Genomic DNA, 20,821 nt, shown 5'->3' on the forward strand with positions numbered 1-20,821 from the left:
AGAAAAAAAGGCTAAGCCAAAATGCCAGAAAATCTCTGTTACAACTAATGCTGCAGCAGGTAAATTACGAATGCTGTCTACGGAGCTCACGGTCATTAGGGTCAAACTAAAAATGGTCGGTTTTTATTCATTAAAATCTCAATGATAAACAGCTTAAACCACCATCAATTTTACGAAACTCACTCACATCTACGAGGATAACTTGAAAACCTGAACTCCGAACCATTTCTATGGAACGAGAGAAGCCTTGGGGCATAATAACACTGTCATTGACTCTAATGCAATTGGCTGCATAAGCTTCATTTTCATCAATAATTAATTGTTCATATGCGTTAAAAGCAGGATGATTCACTAATTCACCATTGACCAGCAAGCATCTATTTCCCAGATAGGAAACTCCCGTTTTTAGATGTAGAAATTTTTTAAGATCTACCAATGTACTTTTGTAGCCATACTGAGCCAACAAGGCTGATAATTGGCTCGCACCCTCTCTGTTAGTGCGCTGCGAAATGCCTATATAAAAATGATCCTCCACTTGCATGACGTCTCCTGCTTCCAATGTTCCAGGAGCTTCTATTTTATGGGTTCGTCCTTTATAAATGGTTTGGATATATGGTTCAATTAGCTTTACCTCTCCCTGTCTTGATAGGGCTCCAGGACGAGTAAGGAGTGCGAATTGTTTTGTAAGAAGCACAGGGTCTTCAACAAAGCATGAATCAGGAAAAGTGTCTGCTGCAGGTAAAACAGTTACTTCCAGGCCACAGTGAGTCAGCGCATTAATGTAATTTTGATGTTGTTCCAGAGCCTTTACATAGTCAGGTTGGCCTAAATCTATTGTAGAGGTTAATCCATGAATCAAATTGGGTGATGGTATTCGTACTATTGCTTGTTGAAACATAATAATTCCCTTTAATAAAAAATAGAGATCCTGGATCTGGATAGTCCCAAATCTTATGTATCAAATCAAGAAATATGTTTGTTTTTAAAGTGAATGATATTTTGTTGATTTTAGATCGTAATCACTGCTGCTCCTGTAAATCGTCCATGACGTAGATCTGCAAGTGCCTGATTCACTTCAGTTAATGGATAAGTATGAACTTCCGTTTTAACAGGAATTTTTGGGGCTAATGATAAAAACTCTTCGCCATCATGTCGGGTGAGATTCGCGACAGAACAAAGAGTTCGTTCTCCCCAAAGAATGCTGTAAGGAAAACTTGGGATGTCGCTCATGTGGATTCCGGCACAGACTACGATTCCACCTTTGATTGTGTTGCGAAGTGCGAGAGGAACAAGATCCCCCACAGGAGCAAAAATGATGGCGGCATCTAATGGGTGTGGAGCGGGTTTGTCTGAATCTCCAGCCCAAGCTGCGCCTAATTTATAAGCAAATTCCTGAGCCTGCTCGTCTCCAGGGCTCGTAAAGGCGTATATCTTTTTATCTTGTTTTTGTGCTACTTGAATAAGAATATGTGCTGCTGCACCAAAACCATATACTCCCAAATGCTTGGCGTTGTTTGTTTTCAACAAAGCACGATAACCAATTAATCCAGCACAGAAAAGAGGGGCGGCTTGCTGTTCGGAATAACCATCGGGTATGGGAAAACAAAATTGGTGGTGAGCCACACAATATTCCGCAAATCCGCCATCAATTTGATAACCAGTAAAACGAGCCTCATCACAAAGGTTTTCACGTCCTGATAAACAAAATGAACATTTCTCACAACTCCTGCCTAACCAGGGAACTCCAATTCGCTGTCCAATTACAAAATTAGTGACTGAAGCGCCAATTTTTTCAATGATGCCTACAATTTGATGACCTGGAATAAGAGGCAGTTTGGGGTTTTTTAATTCTCCATCTACAACATGCAGATCCGTTCGGCAAATACCGCAGGTTTGCACTTTAATAAGCACTTCATTTTCTTTGGGTTCAGGTTTTTTTACTTCTTTATAAATTAAATTTTGTCCTGATTTTTCCATAACCATAGCATGCATCATAATCATCTCTTCCCTAGATCGTACTGAATAATAAATAAAATATATTGTTTAAACTGTAGACTAAATAATGGAAATTGTTCGACTTGACAAATTACTTTTGTGTATCAAACTGTAGTTGGTGTATTTTACAAATCTTATTAATGGAACAAAATAACTTTAGACGGAGCTATAACATGAACACGCTATTAAAATGGAAAAAAGGAAATCCTTTTTCAATCGAACATCCTCATAATCCTTTTTTGAGCCTTCAACAGGAAGTTGATAAAGCATTTCATGATTTTTATGATATGTTTGCGTCAAATAAGAATTTATCACAATTTGAGAGTCTGAACCTTATGCCCTCAATGGATGTTGTTGAGGATAAGGATCATTTTATTATTCAAATGGAAATGCCTGGCATGGATGAAAAAGATATTAATGTGTCTTTTAGCGGAAATGTACTTACTATTACAGGTGAAAAATCGACTTCTAAAAAAAATGAGAATAAAAAATATATTTTCCGTGAAATTGGTTATGGTAAATATGAACGTTCAATCTCATTACCTTCAACAGTAGATATTGATAAGGCTAAAGCTACTTTTAAAAAAGGAATGCTTTGGATTGATCTACCTAAAAAAGCAGAAGCTAAAGGTAAAGCTCGAGACATAAAAATCGAACATATGAAATAAATCTATAATTGTGCCTCAACTTGATTTTGAGGCACGATCCTTCTCTTTAAATGCGATAATTTTTCAAATTATTGCATAAATTTTTACTTATTGTAGGCATACAGATGAGCTATATTGAAAATCAGGTCTTTGACGAGCTAACAATCGGCAAATCAGCACAACTAATACGCACATTAACCCTAGAGGATATCGAGCTTTTTGCTATCATGTCAGGCGATGTAAACCCTGCGCATGTGGATGCAGAATATGCTAAAAATGATATGTTTCATAAAATCATCGCTCATGGAATGTGGGGGGCATCACTTTTATCTACTGTTTTAGGAACTGAACTCCCTGGACCTGGAACCATTTACTTAAATCAAACTTTAAAATTCGAACACCCTGTTAGTCTCGGCGATACAATTACCGTAACACTTGAAGTAGTGAAGAAAATACCCCAAAAAAATATTGTTGAGCTTGTTTGTAAAGGGGTCAATCAATTGGGAAAAACAGTGATTAGCGGTCTTGCAACGGTTATTGCGCCGACCACTAAAATAAAGAGAAAACGTATTGAACTACCCACAGTAGAGCTGAAACCCAAACAGGAGCATTGGTATCATCGCTTAATCACAGCGAAAAACTCACTAAAACCGCTTAAAACAGCTGTAGTACATCCGGTAGATGTCTTGTCGCTTAAAGGAGCAATTGCTTCTGCCGAAGAAGGTTTAATTATTCCCGTTCTTGTTGGCCCGAAGCAAAAAATTCTTGATGCGGCAAAAGAAGCTAATATTGATATTTCGTCATATGAGCTTGTTGCAACGGAGCATAGTACAGAAGCTGCTGAAAAAGCAGTAAAATTAGCTGTGACACACAAAGTTGAAGCAATAATGAAAGGTAAACTTCATACGGAAGAGTTGATGAAGCCAATTGTTGCCAAGGAAAATGGTTTACGAACTGGCCGTCGTATGAGTCATGTATTTTCTCTTGAAATGCCTAATTATCCCAAACCCATTTTTTTAACTGATGCAGCAATCAATCTTTTTCCCACTCTCAGAGAAAAATGCGACATAGTACAAAATGCAATTGATCTGTTCCATGCACTCGAATTAGGTACACCTAATGTTGCAATCCTTTCAGCAGTTGAAACTGTAAATGAAAAAATCCCATCGACGCTCGATGCTACGGCTCTGTGTAAAATGGCTGAGCGTGGACAGATAACTGGAGGGGTTTTAGATGGTCCTTTAGCATTTGATAATGCGATTTCTATGGATTCAGCACGCACAAAAGGTATTTTTTCTCCAGTGGCTGGTAATGCAGACATCTTAGTCGTTCCTGATGTTGAGTCAGGTAATATGCTTTACAAGCAAATGACTTACTTATCACACATTGAAGCTGCGGGTATGGTATTAGGAGCTCATGTTCCCATTATTCTTACCAGCCGAGGCAGCGATGAATTATCGCGTAAAGCATCATGTGTCATGGCTTTATTATATGCGCGAAGAAAAAAATCATGAAATTGAATCAATTTTCCGACATCCTCAAAACAGAGTTTTTATGGATTGTTAAGGAAATGAATAATACTTTTAAACATACATTGAATGTAATTTTAAAAACATAAATTTATATGGAGCGTTATGTATGTTTCAGTGGCTTTTAAGATTGCTTTTTGTGATATCAGGATCCATTGCAAGTTGGTTTGTGGGACGAGAAGAGCTGAAGTTCCCAGTCGTGCAAATGGTAATTGCAGTTATTTTGTTTACCCTTATTATAAGTGTAATTGCTTTTTGGCCTGAGATAAAAAGTTGGTATAAGCGAATTCGTAAATGATTCAACCTGGGAGTTGAGTTGGTCACAATAAATGACCAACTTCTAGACGTGATTTAGCTTAACTCTATGGAGATAATTGTTTCTGTTGCTCCAACTCCTCAGCTAATTTTATGCTATTAGCCATTCTAATGAAAATTGTTATAAATTACGGAAAAAACAGGAGAAGCAAATGAAACAACATTCACAGGGATTTTTGGCACTGGTAACAGAAGCCAAAAAACGTATTAAAGAAATATCCCCCAAAAAATTAAAAGAAAAAATTGACCGTCATGAACCCATGCAACTAGTTGATGTACGCGAGCTTAATGAATGGGAAACAGGTTCTATCTCAACGGCAATCCACTTAAGCAAGGGGGTTATTGAGCGGGATATTGAAAAGAAAATTCCTGATTTAAATACTCAAGTGATTGTATATTGCAGTGGTGGCTTTCGGAGTGCTCTTGCTGCAGACAACTTGCAAAAAATGGGTTATGCCAATGTTTCCTCATTGGAAACCGGTTTACAAGGTTGGCTTGATGAAGGATATCCTTTACAAAAATAAGCGAGTTTTAGATATTTTGATTCAGTATCAAAGCGAGCAAATCCCCCCTTTCTCACGAGAGGGATACTTTTTCTTGTGAAAAGTTATCCTCTAATCAGCAATATGCTTAAAATCGATGGTATAAGTATTATTCCAATGCCAATTATTTCTCTGACTTGTGGCAATAACCATCGATTTTACTTTTTTTGCATTTAATTCATTATTTTTCTTATAAAGTAATGAGAACTCAAGAGTATCTTCAATTAGGGGCGAAAGCAGAAAAGTTGATTTTGCCATGTTTGCAACAAGACGATATTGCTTTGTGGCGCCATTGTTTAACTTCAAAGTGATTTGCAATTGTTGGGGTTTAAAAAGAATGGTTGCCAAAGTGCCTAATACCGTTGGTTTTAATTCAATTTTAGCAAACAGCAGTTGTTTTTCAGGTATATCAACTTGTTCTCCGAGAACATGGGACTCTCTTTTTGATAAAGTAAGGTTTGTCTGACGGGGATTCTCTTTTTTATGAAGAAACAAAAAATCATTGGTTGAATGATCAGGCTGATAATTAGTGAGTAGCAAGGGCCAGCTTGCGCCATCTTCCAGTGAGGGTATTCGTTGATCAATGGGTTCAATCTTAAAAATGATGTTATCGGGCCTATGTTTTCCTTGCAGATGCTTTTTATTGTCTTCAGCTAAGTCTTGATTGAAAACTGAGTAGCTCTGGAAAATTGGGCGTGGTGACCAAATATTTTGCGAGGAGATTAAGTAAGTTTGATCGTATGAGTAAATATCCGTAGTTCCCTGTAAAATAGGGAAGCCAGCTTGCTCGCGTAAGAAGTTCATCGTAAAAGTAAAGTTTTTTTCAAGCCAGGAAGGGTCTTGTATTCTGCTTTTTAAACCATGCGATGCAGTAGAATAAGTAGAAATGAAATTATCGTAAATTGATATATGGGTATACTGACTATTAATATAATACCAGCTGCTTAATGATACAAAAATAAGTAAATAACTGACCCATGAATTAAAAATAAAAAGTAAAAACAGGGCTGCAAGCAAAATAGAAGTTCCTGGTATAAATGCATGACCCGCATGACGCGTAAAACCTGTTTTAAAAGAAACAAATAAAAAAACAAAATACACGCTCAGTAAGAATATTTTTTTACCAGGAGGTATTTGTTTTTGCCATGAAATGGCTAAGAAAATTAATAAACAAGTAAGTAAATAAAAAAAGACCTCTTTCATATTGCCATCAGAAGACATTGCCTCAGTAAATCCTGACGCTATAAAGAGGGAGCTGGTGAGGTACTGAGGTAAAGAAGATAAAGGTTGTCCTACTGTAAGCCAAAATATAATGATTGATACTGATGGGGCGGCCAGGCAAATCAAGGCCAGCTCTTTTTTATTGTAGGCAAGAAAAAAAATAAAACAAACGATAAGCATTAGAAGGCAAATAATAAGCATTGAGCCCTTGATTAATGCCATTAAACCAAATGGAGCAAATAGAAAAAAAGTAAATACCAGAAGATGATGACTTTTAATTTTGTTCTTTAAAAAGAGGATCTTAAAGCTGAGCAATCCTGCAAGTAAGGGATAAGAAAAAAATAGAGAGTCTCGGGCATACATCATACCTAAAAATGGCACACAATAAATTAGAGTCCAGTACCATCGACTTGGTTTTATTAAAAAAAGAAAGTAAATCCAATAGGATAGAGCCAAATAAAGACATCCAGTAATCATCAAAAGATCAGTTGCTGGGTGATAAGTTTTTGTATAAAGAGATGCATAGGGCCCCAGAGTAAATATTATCTCTTTACCAAAAGCTAACCCTTGAGCAACTGCTTGATTTAAACCTAGTGCCCATGAAGGATCAATCCCTGGGGCTGGCATTTTGGGTGAGAGAGGAACAAAAGCACATATAATCATGAGCAACAGGATTAGCTTGCTCAGAACATCAAAGAGTTTATTTGCTTTTTCAATGAGTATTCCTTGTGTATTTCTTAATGTAGACATCCATAGTTCCAATTTTTTAAACGTAGTGTAGCCTGCTGGGTGATATTATGGAACAACCCCTCCCATATTTTAAAAGAGGAAAGAGGCCCCTAAAGAAACTGTATTGGAGATATCAGGGGTAGTACTTGTGTCTTCAAAGGTTTTAAACGTACCATAATCATGTTCGTTTTCATATTCAACAAATAAATTGATGCCGGGCATAAGACGATAATAGGGCCTTACAGTATAACGCATTTGATTCAATCCACTGCCAATTTGAGCGTTGACTACCGTTTTGGTTGCTAAAATGCTGCGTATACCTGTTCTGATCAAGAAATTATTGGTAATTTGGGTATCTCGCGATAGTTCAATATCAAATTTGGCACTCCCACCATAAAAATAAGTTCTTATATCCGTGTCAATAAAAAATGGCATTAACCCTTCCAGGCCAATACCTGCTTGCCAATAAGGTCTGGTGGCGGGTTGATTAAAATAGTTCACGCCTCCTTTAACCGCCCAAAATTGACTGATTAAATGCCAGTAAAATATATCAATATCAGCGTTTTCAGCAGTGTTCTTATAAATTTCAGCGTCATTGATAAATAATTCCAGTTTATTGTAGTCAGGGCCATACATACCCTTGTAAGTAAGTTGTTGCGCATTATGCAGAGGATTGGCACTTACATCCAAAAGAGTAGCAAACCAAAAGCCTCCACCATGAGCCATAGGATGTTTCACTAAATGCAAGTTAATCGGTCTGATTGCTTCATCGACCCGAATAATGGGGCGATTATAATAATCAGTATTTTTCTCAATGTCTTCTGGCTTGGCTTTATGTTCAGCGATTTCAATTAGGGTTGTATATTGAAAGACTCGGTTCATTCCGGTCATCATATGATAAAGCATATGGCAATGGAAAAACCATTGGCCACTTGCATCAGTATCTACATCAGCAGTTAGGGTACCCCCCGGTGGAACATCAAGCGTATGTTTCAAAGGATCAAAGGCATTCTTTCCTGTACGTAGAATAAACCAATGGCCATGAATATGCATTGGATGATGCATCATGGACGTATTCGTAAATACAAAACGATAACGTTTGCCCGGTTTTAAGGGTATAGGCTTAGCCTTATATCCAGGAACTCCGTTAATAAACCAAATAAATTGCCCCATGTAGCCAAATAATTCCAAATTAATTACTCCCTCTATAGGTTTATTGGGATCATTGGTTGGAACTGCAGCAGTTAAATCGCGATACTTAGTTTCCAGTGAGGTCATGTAGGATGAATCAGAAGGGGATATCGTATCTTTAAATCGGGTCGGCTCTGTAGGCATGTTATGGTTCATTTTCATGCTCATGGAATGATTCATAGGCATGGTATGGTCCATTTTTATATTCACGGAGTGATTCATAGGCATGCTATGGTCCATTTTCATGTTCATGGGGTGCTTTTGCTTCATTGGTGACTTTGATGCGTTTGGTTTTTGCTGATTTATGGGTAAGGTGCCACGATATATGCCTCCCATCATAATATTCATCATTTCTCGAGTGACAGGAATGGGCTCAGGAAAAGGTTTTACTTGGCTATAATTAACGATTTGATCTGGTGCTGTTTTTAAAGCACCATATACAGTTCCCACTGTATCTTTTGAACCTGTATAAATAATATAAGGTTCATTTTTTTCTATTTTTACTAAAACATCATAAGTCTCGGCGGGTGAAATGGTTAATTCTTTAAGAAGATAGGGTTTTACATCGTTTCCATCAGCTTGTACGACCTTCATTTTCGAGCCAGGTATTTTGACCCGAAAAATCGTACTACTGCCTGCATCAATAAACCGTAGACGTACAATATCGCCAACGTTCACTGGTGCGGTCCAAGGATCCGCGTTAGGATGGCCATTCATTAAAAATGCATCGAAAGCGACATCACTTATATCATAAATGCTCATGCGCATTTGTTGCATGCTTTTATAATCACCAAGAAGACTTTGTCGTTCTTCTTTAGATGCATTTTGATAATCATGAATAAATTTTACTAGTGAGGGTTGTAGCGGAAAACGAGGAGCATAATAATCGCCATCTTTTTTAAGATTGGCTAAAACCTGCTCAGGCTTTGTATTAATCCAATCGGATAAGACGATCACATAATCTTTAGTATAAGCATATGGAGATGGTTTTTGGGGATCAATCAAAAATGCTCCATACAAACCCTGTTGCTCTTCTACGCCGGCGTGGGCATGGTACCAATACGTACCGGATTGCTTTAAAGTAAATTGATAGTGAAAAACACCACCTGGAGGAATTTCAGTTTGAGATACACCTTCCACACCATCCATTTGCCAGGGAACTAACACACCATGCCAATGTATAGCCGTCCCTTTATCAAGGTGATTGTAAACATTTATAGTGACCTGATCACCTTCTTTAAAATGTAAGGTAGGTGCAGGAATTTGATTATTTACAGCAATAGCTTGAGCTGGTTTTTTAGCAAAATAGACTGTTTTATAAGCAATATCTAAATTGATGACTTTATGTGCCGCAAATACAGGACACGAGCATACAAGTGAAATGAGACATAATAGAGAAATAAAATGAAGTTTCTTAATTTGCAAATCATGAATACTTTCTATCATCTCGTTTTCCCTACGATCAGATTGATGCTCTCTGATCTTAAACAGTCCTAAAGTTTATAGACCTGTACAATACCATTTGCATTATAAGGAGAATAGAGGGGATGTTGAATTAATCCCAGAGACATCGAAAGTAGTTTGCAGATTTTTACAGCAATCCTTTGACCGCACTCATAATGTTCTAGCCCCGCCCTGGATTTCCTATTTTTAACTAATTTATTGCTTCTGCAATAAACAGCTCAGATAAAAAATCTATCAAAAGAGATTGGCTTAATATTTCATTAATAATTTTATGTCAAAATGATTTTATTTTGTGCAAATCGTTACCCAGGACAGTAATTATGCAAAGTCATGAACAAATTAAGTCTCTTCTTTCTACTGACAAATCTATCGCTTCCAAAGATAAAATAGAACATGGCACAAAAAGTAAAAATACAGTAGGTTCTATAGAAGAGTTTCAGAGGTCTGCTAAAACCGGGGGTAAGGTATTAGTTGTCATCGGTGGAGGTACCGCTGCACTGACCTATCTCTACACCCAAGATATTGAAAAAGAGTATTCCCATGTTTTGATATTAGGTGACCGTGGTTACTGGGGTACTGCAGCGCACAGGCTAGCCCAGCCTCATCATATTTTTGCTATGCCACATGAACCAAGTTACGAATTTATTGATCCTGCTGAGCATGATCAGACAAAAAAGATCTTGCCACACCAACCTATGTCAGCCTATGTACACTCTCATGATTACCAGTCCAGACTGATCGAATTTGAGAAAGCGACAGTAGAATCTCTGCACACTAAAGGAAAAGAGGTATTCATTGCCAGTAAAGAAAGAGTGAAAAGAATCGAGAGAACAAAAGATGATGGTCATTTAAAAATAAAAACCACCAGTGGTCACACTTTGGACGTAGACAAAGTTATCATTGCAACTGGTGCTGGTCCAGCAAGGACACTTGAGGAAAATTTACAAAAAGGTCTGAGCACACCTGATGCAAAAGCCAGAGTTTTAAACTATACCGATATCCTTACACCTGGGGTTGAAAAGTGTAAAGATAAAACTGTTCTTGTGTATGGAGGAGGTGCAACTGCTGCATGGGCAATGGAAGTTGCTGCACTTACTGCAAAACCAGTGGCTTGGGTAGGCCGCAGTGGTTTTGAATTAGCTATCGAGGCAGGCCCAAGGGTTAATGCAATTATCGTCAACAGTCGATCAGTACAACTCACTGGAGTGATCACATCTATTTCTTATCTTCCTGATGAACAAGGCGGGGAGGGAAAACTTTTGATTGAAGTTTCCGAAAAAGAAAATGAACTACCTAAGCACAAGTTTACAGTGGATTATTTATTCAACTGTATTGGTCAAGAACCCTACGAATTAGGCGGGCTTCCTGAAATTATAAGTGATGACCTTAGAGATGAGATCACTCCTTATTTCGATAAAAATTGTGTTACAGGTGAAAAAGGTTGTAAATTAGGATGGTCTACTGCAAAAAATGATGTATTTATTATCGGAGCAGCACAGGGTACTTATTATAATAAAAGCAAAACTACTCCAACCGCTCCAACTGTTCCTACTGGTTCTACCGTTCCAACTGTTTCTAGCTTTTTACCTCGAAGCGGTCAAGTACCTATTACTATCGGCGGCGTTGTTTCATCTGTATGTGCATTGACAAACTATATGCCAATTTTTCAAGATCCCGTTACACGAAAAGCTACTGTATCCAGTCTTAATGTCAACGTGATGAATGCAACGCAACTTGCAGTCTTTTTTACAGTCAGTTATCCTTCTGTTTCTGCTCAAAGGATAAATCAGGCTGTTAAAGAGCTAATCGCCGAGCGCTCGAACACAGATTTTGGCTTGTCGCCAAAACGATTTGAAGAGTTTCTCTATGAACACTTTGGAGCTCTTCCAAATCCTGAGTATTGTCAAATGATGACTCAAAAAATAAGTAAATCTAAAGCAATGGTCACAGAAATTCCAACTGATCCAAAAACAGGAAAGGTAAAAAAAGTACAAGATGATGGCTTTTCTCCTGAAACAATTAATGTGCTTAAGCGAAGCCAGTTATTTGGATTCTATAAACCTGTTTCTCAAAGTAGCTCGGTTAAGAAGGATTCATTTAACGAAGCGGTTCGACTTCTTCCAGAAGTTGACGAAAATATTCGTTTACCTGTTATTGTTAAAAAATCAGTAGAATCAACGGAGAAAAATAAAGTTGAGGAAACAACCTTGCCTCTCGTTCCAGTACAAACTTTTTAATCGAATGTTGCGCCCAATTGAATTAAGAGATATTTATTTAACAAAGTTAAAATTACAAACAATGTGGAAATAAATATCTCTTTTTTTTATAATCAATGGCGTTCAAATAAAAAGGTATGTTTATGAAACATATACCGTTCACTGAATTTGTAAAATTAAATCAAGAAGAGCTTATGACGCTCTATCCTGTGCTGGTATTAATTGAGCAACAACAGCAAAGCAAGGCTGCTACTGAGGCATATACAGCAGTTCTAGTAAACTTAATTAAAAACATTGACTTGGGTGTATTAATCAGAGCGACTTTTACTTATCCAAAGCTCGATGCCTTTTGCAAACTTCCGGTTTTAATCCCTTTTTGGAATGAACGATGGCGCTTAAGTGGCCGTGGCCATAACCCCGATAAAAAAGATGATGCGCCAGCGAGCGCGCATGAGTATAAACCACAAGTAACATTACATACTTTTGAATTGCTTAAAGGAATTTATATTTATGCTCAATATAAATTTAATAATGCATCCGAGGAACCACTTTATAGGTCCTATGCTCCGGCTTATTTAAAATGTGCGGCACAACTTGGTTATTTTCCTGCACTCAATGCGTTGTATCTAGATGCTTTTCAGTCGAATAAATTGAATCAGGCTTTGATTTATGCAACACAACTTGCAGAATTATACTGGACTCCAGGTTACTTGCTTCTCTGTCTCATCCATTATCAAGCGGAGAACTATCAAGAGGCTTTACTGAATTTACTCGTCGCAGAAAAGCTAATGCCGTTCTCTGGGGCCATGATTAATAATGCCTATCAAGGTGATTCTGTCGAATCCATTTTAAGGGATGCTGGATTGAAGGATTTAACTGCAGCCAAGCACTTTTTGGCCGAGCTTAGCCATTTACCCATAAGTTATGTTACCTCTTCCCTCTACAAACAAGCAAAAGAAATAGCAGATAAGATTCTACAAAAATTCGATGCTGAAGAAGAAGTATTGAACGATGCTGATCAACATACAGCTTCTACAATTACGTTGCAATATTAAAGGTTGTTGACAATGTCGCGAACTGAACGATTATTGGACTTAATTCAGCTCTTAAGACGTCATCGTTTTCCAGTAAGCGGAGTATCACTTGCACAAGAGTTAGGAATTAGTCTTCGGACTTTGTATCGAGATATTTCTATGCTAAAAGGACAAGGAGCTCCAATTGAGGGAGAAGCGGGTATGGGGTATGTGTTACGTCCAGGATTTACTCTCCCTCCGCTCATGTTTACTGTTGATGAAATCGAAGCTATAGTTCTTGGTTCCCGTTGGGTCGCAGATCGAACGGATACACAACTCAAGGTTGCAGCACAAAATGCCTTGGCCAAAATCGCAGCTGTGCTTCCAAATGAATTACGTGAACAATTAGAAATCTTTGGGCTTCTCATTGCTCCTGGACATATCGCTACAAGCAAGGATTCAGATTTAATTTTGATTAGAAAAGCAGTACGATTGGAGAAAAAACTTCAATTGACCTATCAAGATGTAAATGAAAATTCTTCACAACGAATGATTTGGCCCTTGGCGCTGGGATTTTTTGACCAAGTTCGTATTCTTATTGCGTGGTGCGAGCTAAGGCAAGATTTTCGACACTTTCGCACTGATCGCATTATTGAATTAAATCTCACAGAAACGAATTATCCTGAGCGTCGTCAGGCCCTTTTAAAAAAATGGAAAGCGCTGATAACGATGAGCAAGTCCCATTAAGTGGATCGTCTGTTTGTAGCCTGGGTGCAGCGCAGCGGAACCCGGAATCGAGAAGTTTATCAAGCCAAGCACTCCCGGGTTCCGCTGCGCTGCACCCAGGCTACATTATATATTCTCATTTAGGAGGAGCCATAAATTCAGGACTAACGGGCTCTGCAACAAATTGCTCAAGAATTGTATCAATTTGCTTCATGGCATCAGCATCAATAGTCCATCCCATTACTTCATTAATATTCGCTAATTGTTCAGGTTTTCTTGCACCCCAAAGAGCAATCGTATGACCTTTATCCAATACCCAGCGAATTGCGAGGGCCAAGACTTTTTTATGGAAGTTTGCTTGAGCAAATTCATTCAGGGCTGCAACAGCCTTAAGATACCTTTCGAATTTTGGGCTTTGAAATTTTGGATCATTATTTCTTAAATCATCGCCCGGAAACTGTGTATCTAGAGTCATTTTCCCACTTAAGAGCCCACGACACAAAGAACCGTAAGCCAAGGTAATAATCCCAGATTTTTCAGCAAAAGGTAGAATCCTCTCTTCAATACCTCGTTCAAAAAGATTATAAGGCGGTTGCAAGGTATGTATCGGTGCAAACTCAAGAAACTCTTCCATTTGTTTTGTTGAAAAATTACTTACACCTATGGCACGAATTTTTCCCTCTTTCATTAAGGAAATCAATTCAAGAGCGGTTTCTTCAAATGGCGTTGAGTCATCGGGCCAATGAATTTGATAAATATCAATATAGTCTGTTTGCAATCGTTTTAATGAATCATTTATTTCTTGTTGGATACGTTTTCGTGAGGAATTTCTGTTTAATTTTTCATTGTGCCATTCTAGTCCGAATTTAGTAGCAAGGATAACGTTTTCGCGATGTCCGTATTCTTTTAATGCCTTGCCTACAATTTTTTCTGAAGTCCCAAAACCATAAACAGGAGCAGTATCAATCATATTGATGCCCAGTTCGAGTGCTTTGTGAATGGTTTTTAGGGCTTGCTGCTCGTCAGTTCCACCCCACATCCAACCGCCAATAGCCCAAGTTCCCAGACAAATTCGCGATGCCTTTTGCTTTAAATTAGAAATGTGAATTTTTTCCATAAAATATCCTTGTTATTTCCCTATCATGCAAGTATATATCATAAAAATTTATTTATTCTTTTGATTTTAAAAAGAGAAAACCCAGCGCTCTGAGTCTGGGTTTTTTAAAAGGCTGGCTTATTCAATATTCGATTGTAAACGCGTTATTTCCGTGATCCCGCTCCAATCCTTGCTATCCATATGATGAGCTAAGGCGATAATAAATTTATCCTTGATAATATTGGCTATATCAGGAACAACTCCTACCTGCGCAAAAGCTTGTTGAAATAAGTTTAAGTCTTTTAACCCTCCTTTCATATCAAAATTTACATCATCAAAGTCACGTTCTTTGATTTTATCGACATACAGTTGAAATGCGGGATGAGCAAATACAGAATGAAACAATGTATTAAGAATAGAGGTATCAACTTCGCTTTTTTCAGCAAATGCATAGAGCTCTCCCATAGCCTCTATTGCTGTAACAAGGAAATAATTCATGCATATTTTAATGACATTTGCTTGAAAAGGCTGCGATCCTACCGAAATAACTTTGATGGAGTATGCAGCAAATATTGGTTTACATTGTTCAATTATTTCTTTCTGACCAGCAACAAGCGTAGTAAGCTCACCTCGTGCTGCGACTTTAGGAACACCTAAAACGTTTGCTGCAAGATAGGTACTACCCTGTTTTTCATGCAATGCACTTAATTTTTTTGATGTTTCGGGCAATATAGTTGATGCGCCTATATGAATAGCCTGAGGGGATAACATCGGAACAAAGCTTTTGACTGTTTCTAAAACTGCATTATCATCAAGAAGGCAAGTAATAATAATTTTTGCATCTTTTACAGCCTCTTCAATAGTATCTGCTCCTTTGGCGCCTGCTTTAACTAACGGTATCATTTTTTCGGCTGTCCGATTAAATACGGTTAAATTAAAATCGGCTGCCAATAGTCGCTGAGCTAAAACAGAACCCATTTTGCCTAGACCAATCAACGTAATATTCATAACTACCCCTTGTTTATTAGACCCTGGAAGGTGAGTACTAATTGATTTATTTCTTAAAGAATACTATAAAACTATTCTTATAATCATACATTTAGTGACAAATATCATGCTTGAAGCATTTAAACATAACCTGAATCATGTTAGCGTGCCATCTTTTATATATGGTACCGCCTGGAAAAAAGAGAAAACCCAAATGCTAACTTTTCAGGCATTGGAAAATGGATTTCTTGGAATTGATACCGCAAATCAACGGAAACATTATTTTGAAGAAGGGGCTGGGCAGGGGATCCAGCAATTCTTAAAAAATACAGGAAAAAGTCGTGGTGATTTATTTTTACAAACAAAATTTACTCCAGCCTCCAGTCAAGATCACAACAAACCTTATGATGAAACTGATTCTTATAAAAATCAGGTCAGACAATCGTTTTTAAGTTCCTTAGAGCACCTACAAACTGATTATATTGATTCTTATATTCTTCATGGACCCACTTATTATTCTGGAGTGGTACAAGATGATTTAGATATTTGGAAGGCTATGGAAGATTTGTATTATGAAGGGAAAATCAGGTTGCTTGGTGTTTCCAATGTGGATCTGGAGCAACTGGAAACTCTTTATAATGCAGCTGTTATCAAGCCTTCAATGGTGCAAAATCGATGTTTTGCAAGCAGTTACTGGGATGCCTCAATCAGAGTATTTTGTAAAAAGCACGACATGCTTTATCAGGGGTTTTCTTTATTGACAGCAAATCAATCTTATTTACTCACTAATAAAATACATGAACTTGCTAAACAATATAAGAAATCAATACCACAAATTATTTTTCGATTTGCCTTGCAAATTGGGATAGTGCCCTTGACGGGTACAAGTAATCAGCAGCATATGAAAGAAGATTTAGATTTGGATTCATTTGAACTTTCATCAGATACAGTAAAACTCATTGAAGAAATTAGCAAGAGTTGATTTCTTCTACTGACAAAAACTGTCACTAAATTGGATTAGACTGTAACACCTCTAATGCAATTGACAAGATATTATGAATAAAAATTGGGGTTATCAATTGCGGTATGGGTTAATCCCAATGAGCGAAAACGATAAATCAATTATAGCTACTGCTATGCAGGCTCAATGGTTATAACAATGAAAAGCGAGGACATTGTGAGAAAAATTACACCAGAACTTATTAAAGTAGAAGCATTTAGCGTAGTGGGACTAAGGGAGAGAACCAAAAATATCGATGAATTTAATCCTCAAACAGCAAGATTACCTGCGCTTTGGGAGAGATTTCATACGTCACAAATAGCGACGCAAAAGCCTAATTCACTGATTTATGGAGTTTATTCTGATTATGAATCAGATGATAAGGGCTTTTATACTGTGACTTCCGGGATAGAGGTTAATGATTCGAAAACAATAAGTTATGGTGATAGCGTCAATATAAAAAAAGGGAATTATCTTATTTTTAAAAATACAGGTCCAATGCCCAAAACAATCATCGAAACCTGGCAAGCAATTTGGCATTTTTTTGATACGCAAACCAATATCTCCAGAGCATATGAGACAGATTTTGAAGTGTATATGGGGCAAGAACAGTGTGCTATTTATATCGGTGTCAATATGTCTTAACAGTAAAGTTTATTGTGTTCATTTTTCAATTGCGATAAATCATTTTGTCTTAAAAATTGGCGGAGTAATTATAATTGTTGCAGTATTTTCTTTAGGGCAAATTATTTCTTCAAAGCTGGATGTATTAAAAGTCAGGGTTTCAAGATTGGTTTAAAACACAGAAAAAGAAGACCTTTCAGGCGAGATTATTTGGAAATGGATGGCTGACAATTTGGGCGCCTTTAAGAGTAGGAGAAATAACACTCAAGCAATTTTGTGATAAGTTCAATGAACATTTTCATGTGAATATGACATTTAGTGAATTTAGTAAAATTTTTAATTCTATGTGTACTTTGGATAAAGCATCGCTTAGAGCGAGTAGCCAAGTTTAAAGGATTATTAGATGAGCAGGAAGAGGATATAAAATTTGTGCTGGTGGCTGGTGTCGCACACAAATTATGCTCACTTATATTCTTCAAAAGTTAATTCCGGAAACTGCGGTTATTAGTGATGATAAGTGGTCTGAGAGTGAAAAAATTTTATTTGCTCCCTCAATGTCTTCAAAATGTACAGAACATCTTGATACATTTAAGTATGCATTGAAAAAACTTAAAATAGGTGAAGAGGATCATGTTATTTCCTTCTTAAATACCATCAAGGTATATGACCATCCTCATTTCCTCTATATTGATCCGGGTAAAGACTGGAAAAAGTTGCTGAAGCTTTAAAAAATCAAGAATCAAAAAAACTGTTGTTTATGAGGTATAAATAACTCATTATTAAAACAAAATCAGTTAAAAAAAGGATCTCTGCTCCAGCTTTAGTTCACGAAAGGATAAAAAAATGTTGCTTCATGTTTGTTATAAAACATGTTGGTAAGAAAAGAATTAGATATTTTTTGAAATTGCTTTAATGTAGTCAACTCAATTTTACCTTGTAATTTTATAGTAAAAATCATTTGTTTTGCCTTCTCAGACTCTATCCATTTCATAATAAGTGCATAAGCACGATCAGGATAGCATGCTACATCAGATAAAACCCAATCATAGCTTTGTTCCAATTGAACCGGATCTAGAGCAAAAGCACTTTGTTGCAAGGAAGTAACACGCGGTAATTGCTCAATTTTAGGATCTAATAACGCTTTATCCACAGCAGTTACTGATGCGCCTAATGAGTGCATGACATAAGTCCATCCTCCTGGCGAAGCACCTAAATCTAGAGCCTTATCACCTGGTTTGGGATATTTCCCCAAAAGAGTGAGTGCTTCCCAAAGTTTTAAGTAGGCTCTGTTGGGGGGATTTATTTTATCTTCAATAAAATAGCATATTCCTTGAGGCCATTTTTTATGGCGTTTCGCGCTATAAATCAACGTAGTATTATCTAACAGGCTAAAAGCACCTATTGATGGAATTTCAGACTCAAGGGGAAAATGACGTAGGAGCGGAGGAAGCTTTCGCAATTGCTCTTCGATTAATCGTGAACGTCTTATATGAGAAATAGGATGTAAGTACCAGAATTTCCCTGCTTGGCGCAAAATTCTTACTGCTTCCGAAATGGATTGAAATGTTACTATTTGCGGTTCCAACCAAATATCCTGGGCAAAACATACATCCAGTTTTTTATGAGAGGAAAAAACCAAATCATCTGCAACGCATGAAACTTCACCTAACTCTTCAGACAGAACAGAAAGAAACTCGGGTTTAGCGACATAAACAGCAGCAATTTTTTTTTCCATAAGTCGAATGCCTAAAATTTGGTTAAAAAAATGCGATCTTACCACCATGAACTTATAGGAACGAGTCCTATGCAGTTAAAAATACCTAACAAATGGAAAAATATTTAGAATACAATAATATGCTGGTAAAGGATATTTAAGGTTTATTTGTACTATACTGAACTTCGATGCCTAATTTAAGGGAATTAAAAATGGAAAAGAAAACTGTTCTTATTACTGGGGCTCTAGCTGGAATTGGCAAAGCAACGGCTTTTGCTTTTGCTCATGAAGGTGCAAATATTGTAATTTCTGGACGTAAGCAAGAAGTAGGAGAGTCTTTAGCAAAAGACCTTCGAGCCTTTGGGGTAGATGTATTATTCATTCGAGCTGATGTACGTTATGATGATGAAGTAAAGGCGCTTATAGACAGTGCTGTGAAACGTTTTGGCCATTTGGATGTGGCAGTCAATAATGCAGGAACAGAAGGAGTGGCAGCGCCATTTATAGAGCAAACCGTAGAGAGTTATCATTCCACTTTTGAAACGAATGTGCTTGGTGTCTTTCTATGCATTAAGCACGAACTCAAAATCATGATCGAGCAAGAATCTGGATGTATTATTAATCTTTCCTCAATTGCTGGTCAAAGAGGAGTGCCGGGGGCATCAATTTATTGTGCATCAAAACACGCGGTTGAAGGATTTACAAAGGTTGCTGCACTTGAAGCCGCTGCTGCCAATGTTCGTGTCAACGCAGTTGCCCCTGGTCCGATTAGTACGGATATGTTCGAGCGTTTTACTGGCACTGAAGAGAATAAAGCAGCTTTTCTCGAAATGGTGCCTTTAAAACGTGTGGGGCTTCCTGAGGAGGTGGCCCAAACCATTGTTTTTTTGGCTTCAGATAAGGCGTCTTATATTACAGGAAAAGTGGTAGGAGTAGATGGTGGTATGCTTTGTTAAGCAACACTATAAAACTCCTTTAGGATACGTGCTGCAGATAATGCAGTAATGTGTGTATTATCCAGCGTTGGAATCATTTCACTTATATCCATTCCAATAAAAGTGAAATGATGATGCAGTATATGCAGTAAGCAAATGATTTGAGGGCCTCCTGGGTAAGGACTTTCTACTGCTGGTGCACATGTAGGGTTTAATCCATGTCAATAATACAGAAAGTATTGCGCAATTATTTATTAATGAATTTGGTTATGGTGTCCTATCCAAGGAGTTTGCTGCTCCTTATATTGAGTCAGGAGAACTATCCGTTTTTAATGAGAATAAATCGTATCTTAACCCCATCTTGTTAGTATGTCGTCAAATATTTATATGGACAGATTATTTTTCTACCATAGTGCATGCAATAAATTAACTAATTCTCTGTTCATTTTAATTATTTATTATCAACATCCTCTATATAATGGGGCATAGCCTTAAGACCTAAAGCCGCACCAAGTTTCTGTGCAGCAGAAATGAAACTGCGAAAAGCGATTAATTCTGCAATTTCTGCTTCAGAAAAAAAATTTTTTAATCGTGTTATCTCGTTTTTATCGGCCGACTCATGCGTTATTGAAAATAGATTAGCAAATCTTAATGCTTCAATGAGACGTTCATCTTGCGGATCTTGCTCAGGTGGCCCCGCCTTTGGCATACAATAATGACATTGATTATTAAAAGCTAAAGCACGTCTTACTTGCTCTAAAAAATCAGCCTCCAATTTCCCCCATTGATTGAGTATTTCAGGAGTGTGTCCCAAAAGACGCTCAAAAGGAGTTGTCCCATGGCTTGATAATTGGATGAATGACATATTAATTTTACC

General features: G+C 37.4%; 19 protein-coding genes and 1 pseudogene. 11 read left to right on the forward strand and 9 right to left on the reverse strand.

Annotated features, from left to right (window positions below; translation table 11 throughout):
- Positions 1-130 precede the first annotated feature (130 nt).
- Both DY223_RS08160 and DY223_RS08165 read right to left on the reverse strand, forming a co-directional pair.
- Positions 131-898: a dimethylarginine dimethylaminohydrolase family protein gene (locus DY223_RS08160; RefSeq protein ID WP_058459959.1), complete on the reverse strand. Its 768-nt coding sequence runs from the start codon at positions 896-898 to the stop codon at positions 131-133.
- A gap of 110 nt (positions 899-1,008) precedes the next feature.
- Positions 1,009-1,992 carry a zinc-dependent alcohol dehydrogenase family protein gene (locus DY223_RS08165; protein WP_058459999.1) on the reverse strand — a complete coding sequence of 328 codons (984 nt, stop codon included), beginning with the start codon at positions 1,990-1,992 and terminating at the stop codon, positions 1,009-1,011.
- Positions 1,993-2,168: 176 nt separating this feature from the next.
- Between DY223_RS08165 and DY223_RS08170 the strand changes: the two genes are divergently transcribed.
- The 4 genes from DY223_RS08170 to DY223_RS08185 all read left to right on the forward strand — a co-directional run bounded on the left by DY223_RS08170 (position 2,169) and on the right by DY223_RS08185 (position 5,010).
- The gene (locus DY223_RS08170; protein WP_058459958.1) at positions 2,169-2,663 is read left to right on the forward strand and encodes an Hsp20/alpha crystallin family protein; all 495 of its coding nucleotides are present in this window, start codon (positions 2,169-2,171) and stop codon (positions 2,661-2,663) included.
- A gap of 104 nt (positions 2,664-2,767) precedes the next feature.
- Positions 2,768-4,156, forward strand: coding sequence for a bifunctional enoyl-CoA hydratase/phosphate acetyltransferase (locus DY223_RS08175; protein WP_058459957.1), 1,389 nt, complete (start codon positions 2,768-2,770; stop codon positions 4,154-4,156).
- A gap of 124 nt (positions 4,157-4,280) precedes the next feature.
- Positions 4,281-4,469: a hypothetical protein gene (locus tag DY223_RS08180; protein WP_058459956.1), complete on the forward strand. Its 189-nt coding sequence runs from the start codon at positions 4,281-4,283 to the stop codon at positions 4,467-4,469.
- A gap of 169 nt (positions 4,470-4,638) precedes the next feature.
- Positions 4,639-5,010, forward strand: a complete 372-nt coding sequence (locus DY223_RS08185; protein ID WP_058459955.1) for a rhodanese-like domain-containing protein — start codon at positions 4,639-4,641, stop codon at positions 5,008-5,010.
- 90 nt (positions 5,011-5,100) lie between these two features.
- Here DY223_RS08185 and DY223_RS08190 read toward each other — a convergent pair whose 3' ends face one another.
- Together DY223_RS08190 and DY223_RS08195 are read right to left on the reverse strand one after the other, a co-directional pair.
- Positions 5,101-6,999 (reverse strand): hypothetical protein, encoded by a 1,899-nt coding sequence (locus DY223_RS08190; protein WP_058459954.1) that lies wholly within the window; start codon positions 6,997-6,999, stop codon positions 5,101-5,103.
- A 69-nt stretch (positions 7,000-7,068) separates the two neighbouring features.
- Entirely contained in the window at positions 7,069-9,615 is a 2,547-nt protein-coding gene (locus DY223_RS08195) for a multicopper oxidase domain-containing protein (protein WP_058459953.1), read from the reverse strand.
- A 338-nt stretch (positions 9,616-9,953) separates the two neighbouring features.
- Here DY223_RS08195 and DY223_RS08200 point away from each other — a divergent pair, with 338 nt between their 5' ends.
- The 3 genes from DY223_RS08200 to DY223_RS08210 all read left to right on the forward strand — a co-directional run bounded on the left by DY223_RS08200 (position 9,954) and on the right by DY223_RS08210 (position 13,609).
- Positions 9,954-11,870 carry an FAD-dependent oxidoreductase gene (locus tag DY223_RS08200; protein WP_058459952.1) on the forward strand — a complete coding sequence of 639 codons (1,917 nt, stop codon included), beginning with the start codon at positions 9,954-9,956 and terminating at the stop codon, positions 11,868-11,870.
- Between the two features lie 122 nt (positions 11,871-11,992).
- Entirely contained in the window at positions 11,993-12,904 is a 912-nt protein-coding gene (locus DY223_RS08205) for a DUF5630 domain-containing protein (RefSeq protein ID WP_058459951.1), read from the forward strand.
- A gap of 12 nt (positions 12,905-12,916) precedes the next feature.
- On the forward strand, positions 12,917-13,609 hold the full coding sequence (locus tag DY223_RS08210; RefSeq protein ID WP_058459950.1) for a helix-turn-helix transcriptional regulator: 693 nt from the start codon (positions 12,917-12,919) through the stop codon (positions 13,607-13,609).
- A gap of 115 nt (positions 13,610-13,724) precedes the next feature.
- Here DY223_RS08210 and DY223_RS08215 read toward each other — a convergent pair whose 3' ends face one another.
- Entirely contained in the window at positions 13,725-14,705 is a 981-nt protein-coding gene (locus tag DY223_RS08215) for an aldo/keto reductase (RefSeq protein WP_058459949.1), read from the reverse strand.
- 117 nt (positions 14,706-14,822) lie between these two features.
- Entirely contained in the window at positions 14,823-15,692 is an 870-nt protein-coding gene (locus DY223_RS08220) for an NAD(P)-dependent oxidoreductase (protein WP_058459948.1), read from the reverse strand.
- Positions 15,693-15,798: 106 nt separating this feature from the next.
- Here DY223_RS08220 and DY223_RS08225 point away from each other — a divergent pair, with 106 nt between their 5' ends.
- From DY223_RS08225 to DY223_RS08235, 3 genes are all read left to right on the forward strand, one after another.
- Entirely contained in the window at positions 15,799-16,653 is an 855-nt protein-coding gene (locus DY223_RS08225; protein WP_058459947.1) for an aldo/keto reductase family protein, read from the forward strand.
- Between the two features lie 177 nt (positions 16,654-16,830).
- Positions 16,831-17,316 (forward strand): GyrI-like domain-containing protein, encoded by a 486-nt coding sequence (locus DY223_RS08230; RefSeq protein WP_058459946.1) that lies wholly within the window; start codon positions 16,831-16,833, stop codon positions 17,314-17,316.
- 437 nt (positions 17,317-17,753) lie between these two features.
- Positions 17,754-18,023, forward strand: coding sequence for a hypothetical protein (locus DY223_RS08235; protein ID WP_058459945.1), 270 nt, complete (start codon positions 17,754-17,756; stop codon positions 18,021-18,023).
- Positions 18,024-18,115: 92 nt separating this feature from the next.
- Here the strand turns inward: DY223_RS08235 and DY223_RS08240 are convergent, their stop codons facing one another.
- Entirely contained in the window at positions 18,116-19,030 is a 915-nt protein-coding gene (locus tag DY223_RS08240; RefSeq protein ID WP_058459998.1) for an SAM-dependent methyltransferase, read from the reverse strand.
- A 191-nt stretch (positions 19,031-19,221) separates the two neighbouring features.
- Between DY223_RS08240 and DY223_RS08245 the strand changes: the two genes are divergently transcribed.
- Positions 19,222-19,965 carry an SDR family NAD(P)-dependent oxidoreductase gene (locus DY223_RS08245; protein ID WP_058459997.1) on the forward strand — a complete coding sequence of 248 codons (744 nt, stop codon included), beginning with the start codon at positions 19,222-19,224 and terminating at the stop codon, positions 19,963-19,965.
- On the opposite strand, the pseudogene DY223_RS08250 reads toward DY223_RS08245, so the two are convergent.
- Positions 19,962-20,147: pseudogene (locus tag DY223_RS08250) on the reverse strand (arginase family protein); the annotation flags it as partial. The gene DY223_RS08245 and the pseudogene DY223_RS08250 overlap by 4 nt on opposite strands.
- Before the next feature lie 248 nt (positions 20,148-20,395).
- Entirely contained in the window at positions 20,396-20,809 is a 414-nt protein-coding gene (locus tag DY223_RS08260) for a carboxymuconolactone decarboxylase family protein (RefSeq protein WP_058459944.1), read from the reverse strand.
- Between the last annotated feature and the right edge of the window lie 12 nt (positions 20,810-20,821).

It is taken from the genome of Legionella bozemanae, from assembly GCF_900450575.1.
GTDB lineage: Bacteria > Pseudomonadota > Gammaproteobacteria > Legionellales > Legionellaceae > Legionella > Legionella bozemanae.

Bases quoted from the DNA above. Each gene is read 5' to 3' on its own strand.
- DY223_RS08160 (WP_058459959.1), bottom strand. From the start codon at position 898: ATGTTTCAACAAGCAATAGTACGAATACCATCACCCAATTTGATTCAT.
- DY223_RS08165 (WP_058459999.1), bottom strand. From the start codon at position 1,992: ATGCATGCTATGGTTATGGAAAAATCAGGACAAAATTTAATTTATAAA.
- DY223_RS08170 (WP_058459958.1), top strand. From the start codon at position 2,169: ATGAACACGCTATTAAAATGGAAAAAAGGAAATCCTTTTTCAATCGAA.
- DY223_RS08175 (WP_058459957.1), top strand. From the start codon at position 2,768: ATGAGCTATATTGAAAATCAGGTCTTTGACGAGCTAACAATCGGCAAA.
- DY223_RS08180 (WP_058459956.1), top strand. From the start codon at position 4,281: ATGTTTCAGTGGCTTTTAAGATTGCTTTTTGTGATATCAGGATCCATT.
- DY223_RS08185 (WP_058459955.1), top strand. From the start codon at position 4,639: ATGAAACAACATTCACAGGGATTTTTGGCACTGGTAACAGAAGCCAAA.
- DY223_RS08190 (WP_058459954.1), bottom strand. From the start codon at position 6,999: ATGTCTACATTAAGAAATACACAAGGAATACTCATTGAAAAAGCAAAT.
- DY223_RS08195 (WP_058459953.1), bottom strand. From the start codon at position 9,615: ATGATAGAAAGTATTCATGATTTGCAAATTAAGAAACTTCATTTTATT.
- DY223_RS08200 (WP_058459952.1), top strand. From the start codon at position 9,954: ATGCAAAGTCATGAACAAATTAAGTCTCTTCTTTCTACTGACAAATCT.
- DY223_RS08205 (WP_058459951.1), top strand. From the start codon at position 11,993: ATGAAACATATACCGTTCACTGAATTTGTAAAATTAAATCAAGAAGAG.
- DY223_RS08210 (WP_058459950.1), top strand. From the start codon at position 12,917: ATGTCGCGAACTGAACGATTATTGGACTTAATTCAGCTCTTAAGACGT.
- DY223_RS08215 (WP_058459949.1), bottom strand. From the start codon at position 14,705: ATGGAAAAAATTCACATTTCTAATTTAAAGCAAAAGGCATCGCGAATT.
- DY223_RS08220 (WP_058459948.1), bottom strand. From the start codon at position 15,692: ATGAATATTACGTTGATTGGTCTAGGCAAAATGGGTTCTGTTTTAGCT.
- DY223_RS08225 (WP_058459947.1), top strand. From the start codon at position 15,799: ATGCTTGAAGCATTTAAACATAACCTGAATCATGTTAGCGTGCCATCT.
- DY223_RS08230 (WP_058459946.1), top strand. From the start codon at position 16,831: ATGAAAAGCGAGGACATTGTGAGAAAAATTACACCAGAACTTATTAAA.
- DY223_RS08235 (WP_058459945.1), top strand. From the start codon at position 17,754: ATGCTCACTTATATTCTTCAAAAGTTAATTCCGGAAACTGCGGTTATT.
- DY223_RS08240 (WP_058459998.1), bottom strand. From the start codon at position 19,030: ATGGAAAAAAAAATTGCTGCTGTTTATGTCGCTAAACCCGAGTTTCTT.
- DY223_RS08245 (WP_058459997.1), top strand. From the start codon at position 19,222: ATGGAAAAGAAAACTGTTCTTATTACTGGGGCTCTAGCTGGAATTGGC.
- DY223_RS08260 (WP_058459944.1), bottom strand. From the start codon at position 20,809: ATGTCATTCATCCAATTATCAAGCCATGGGACAACTCCTTTTGAGCGT.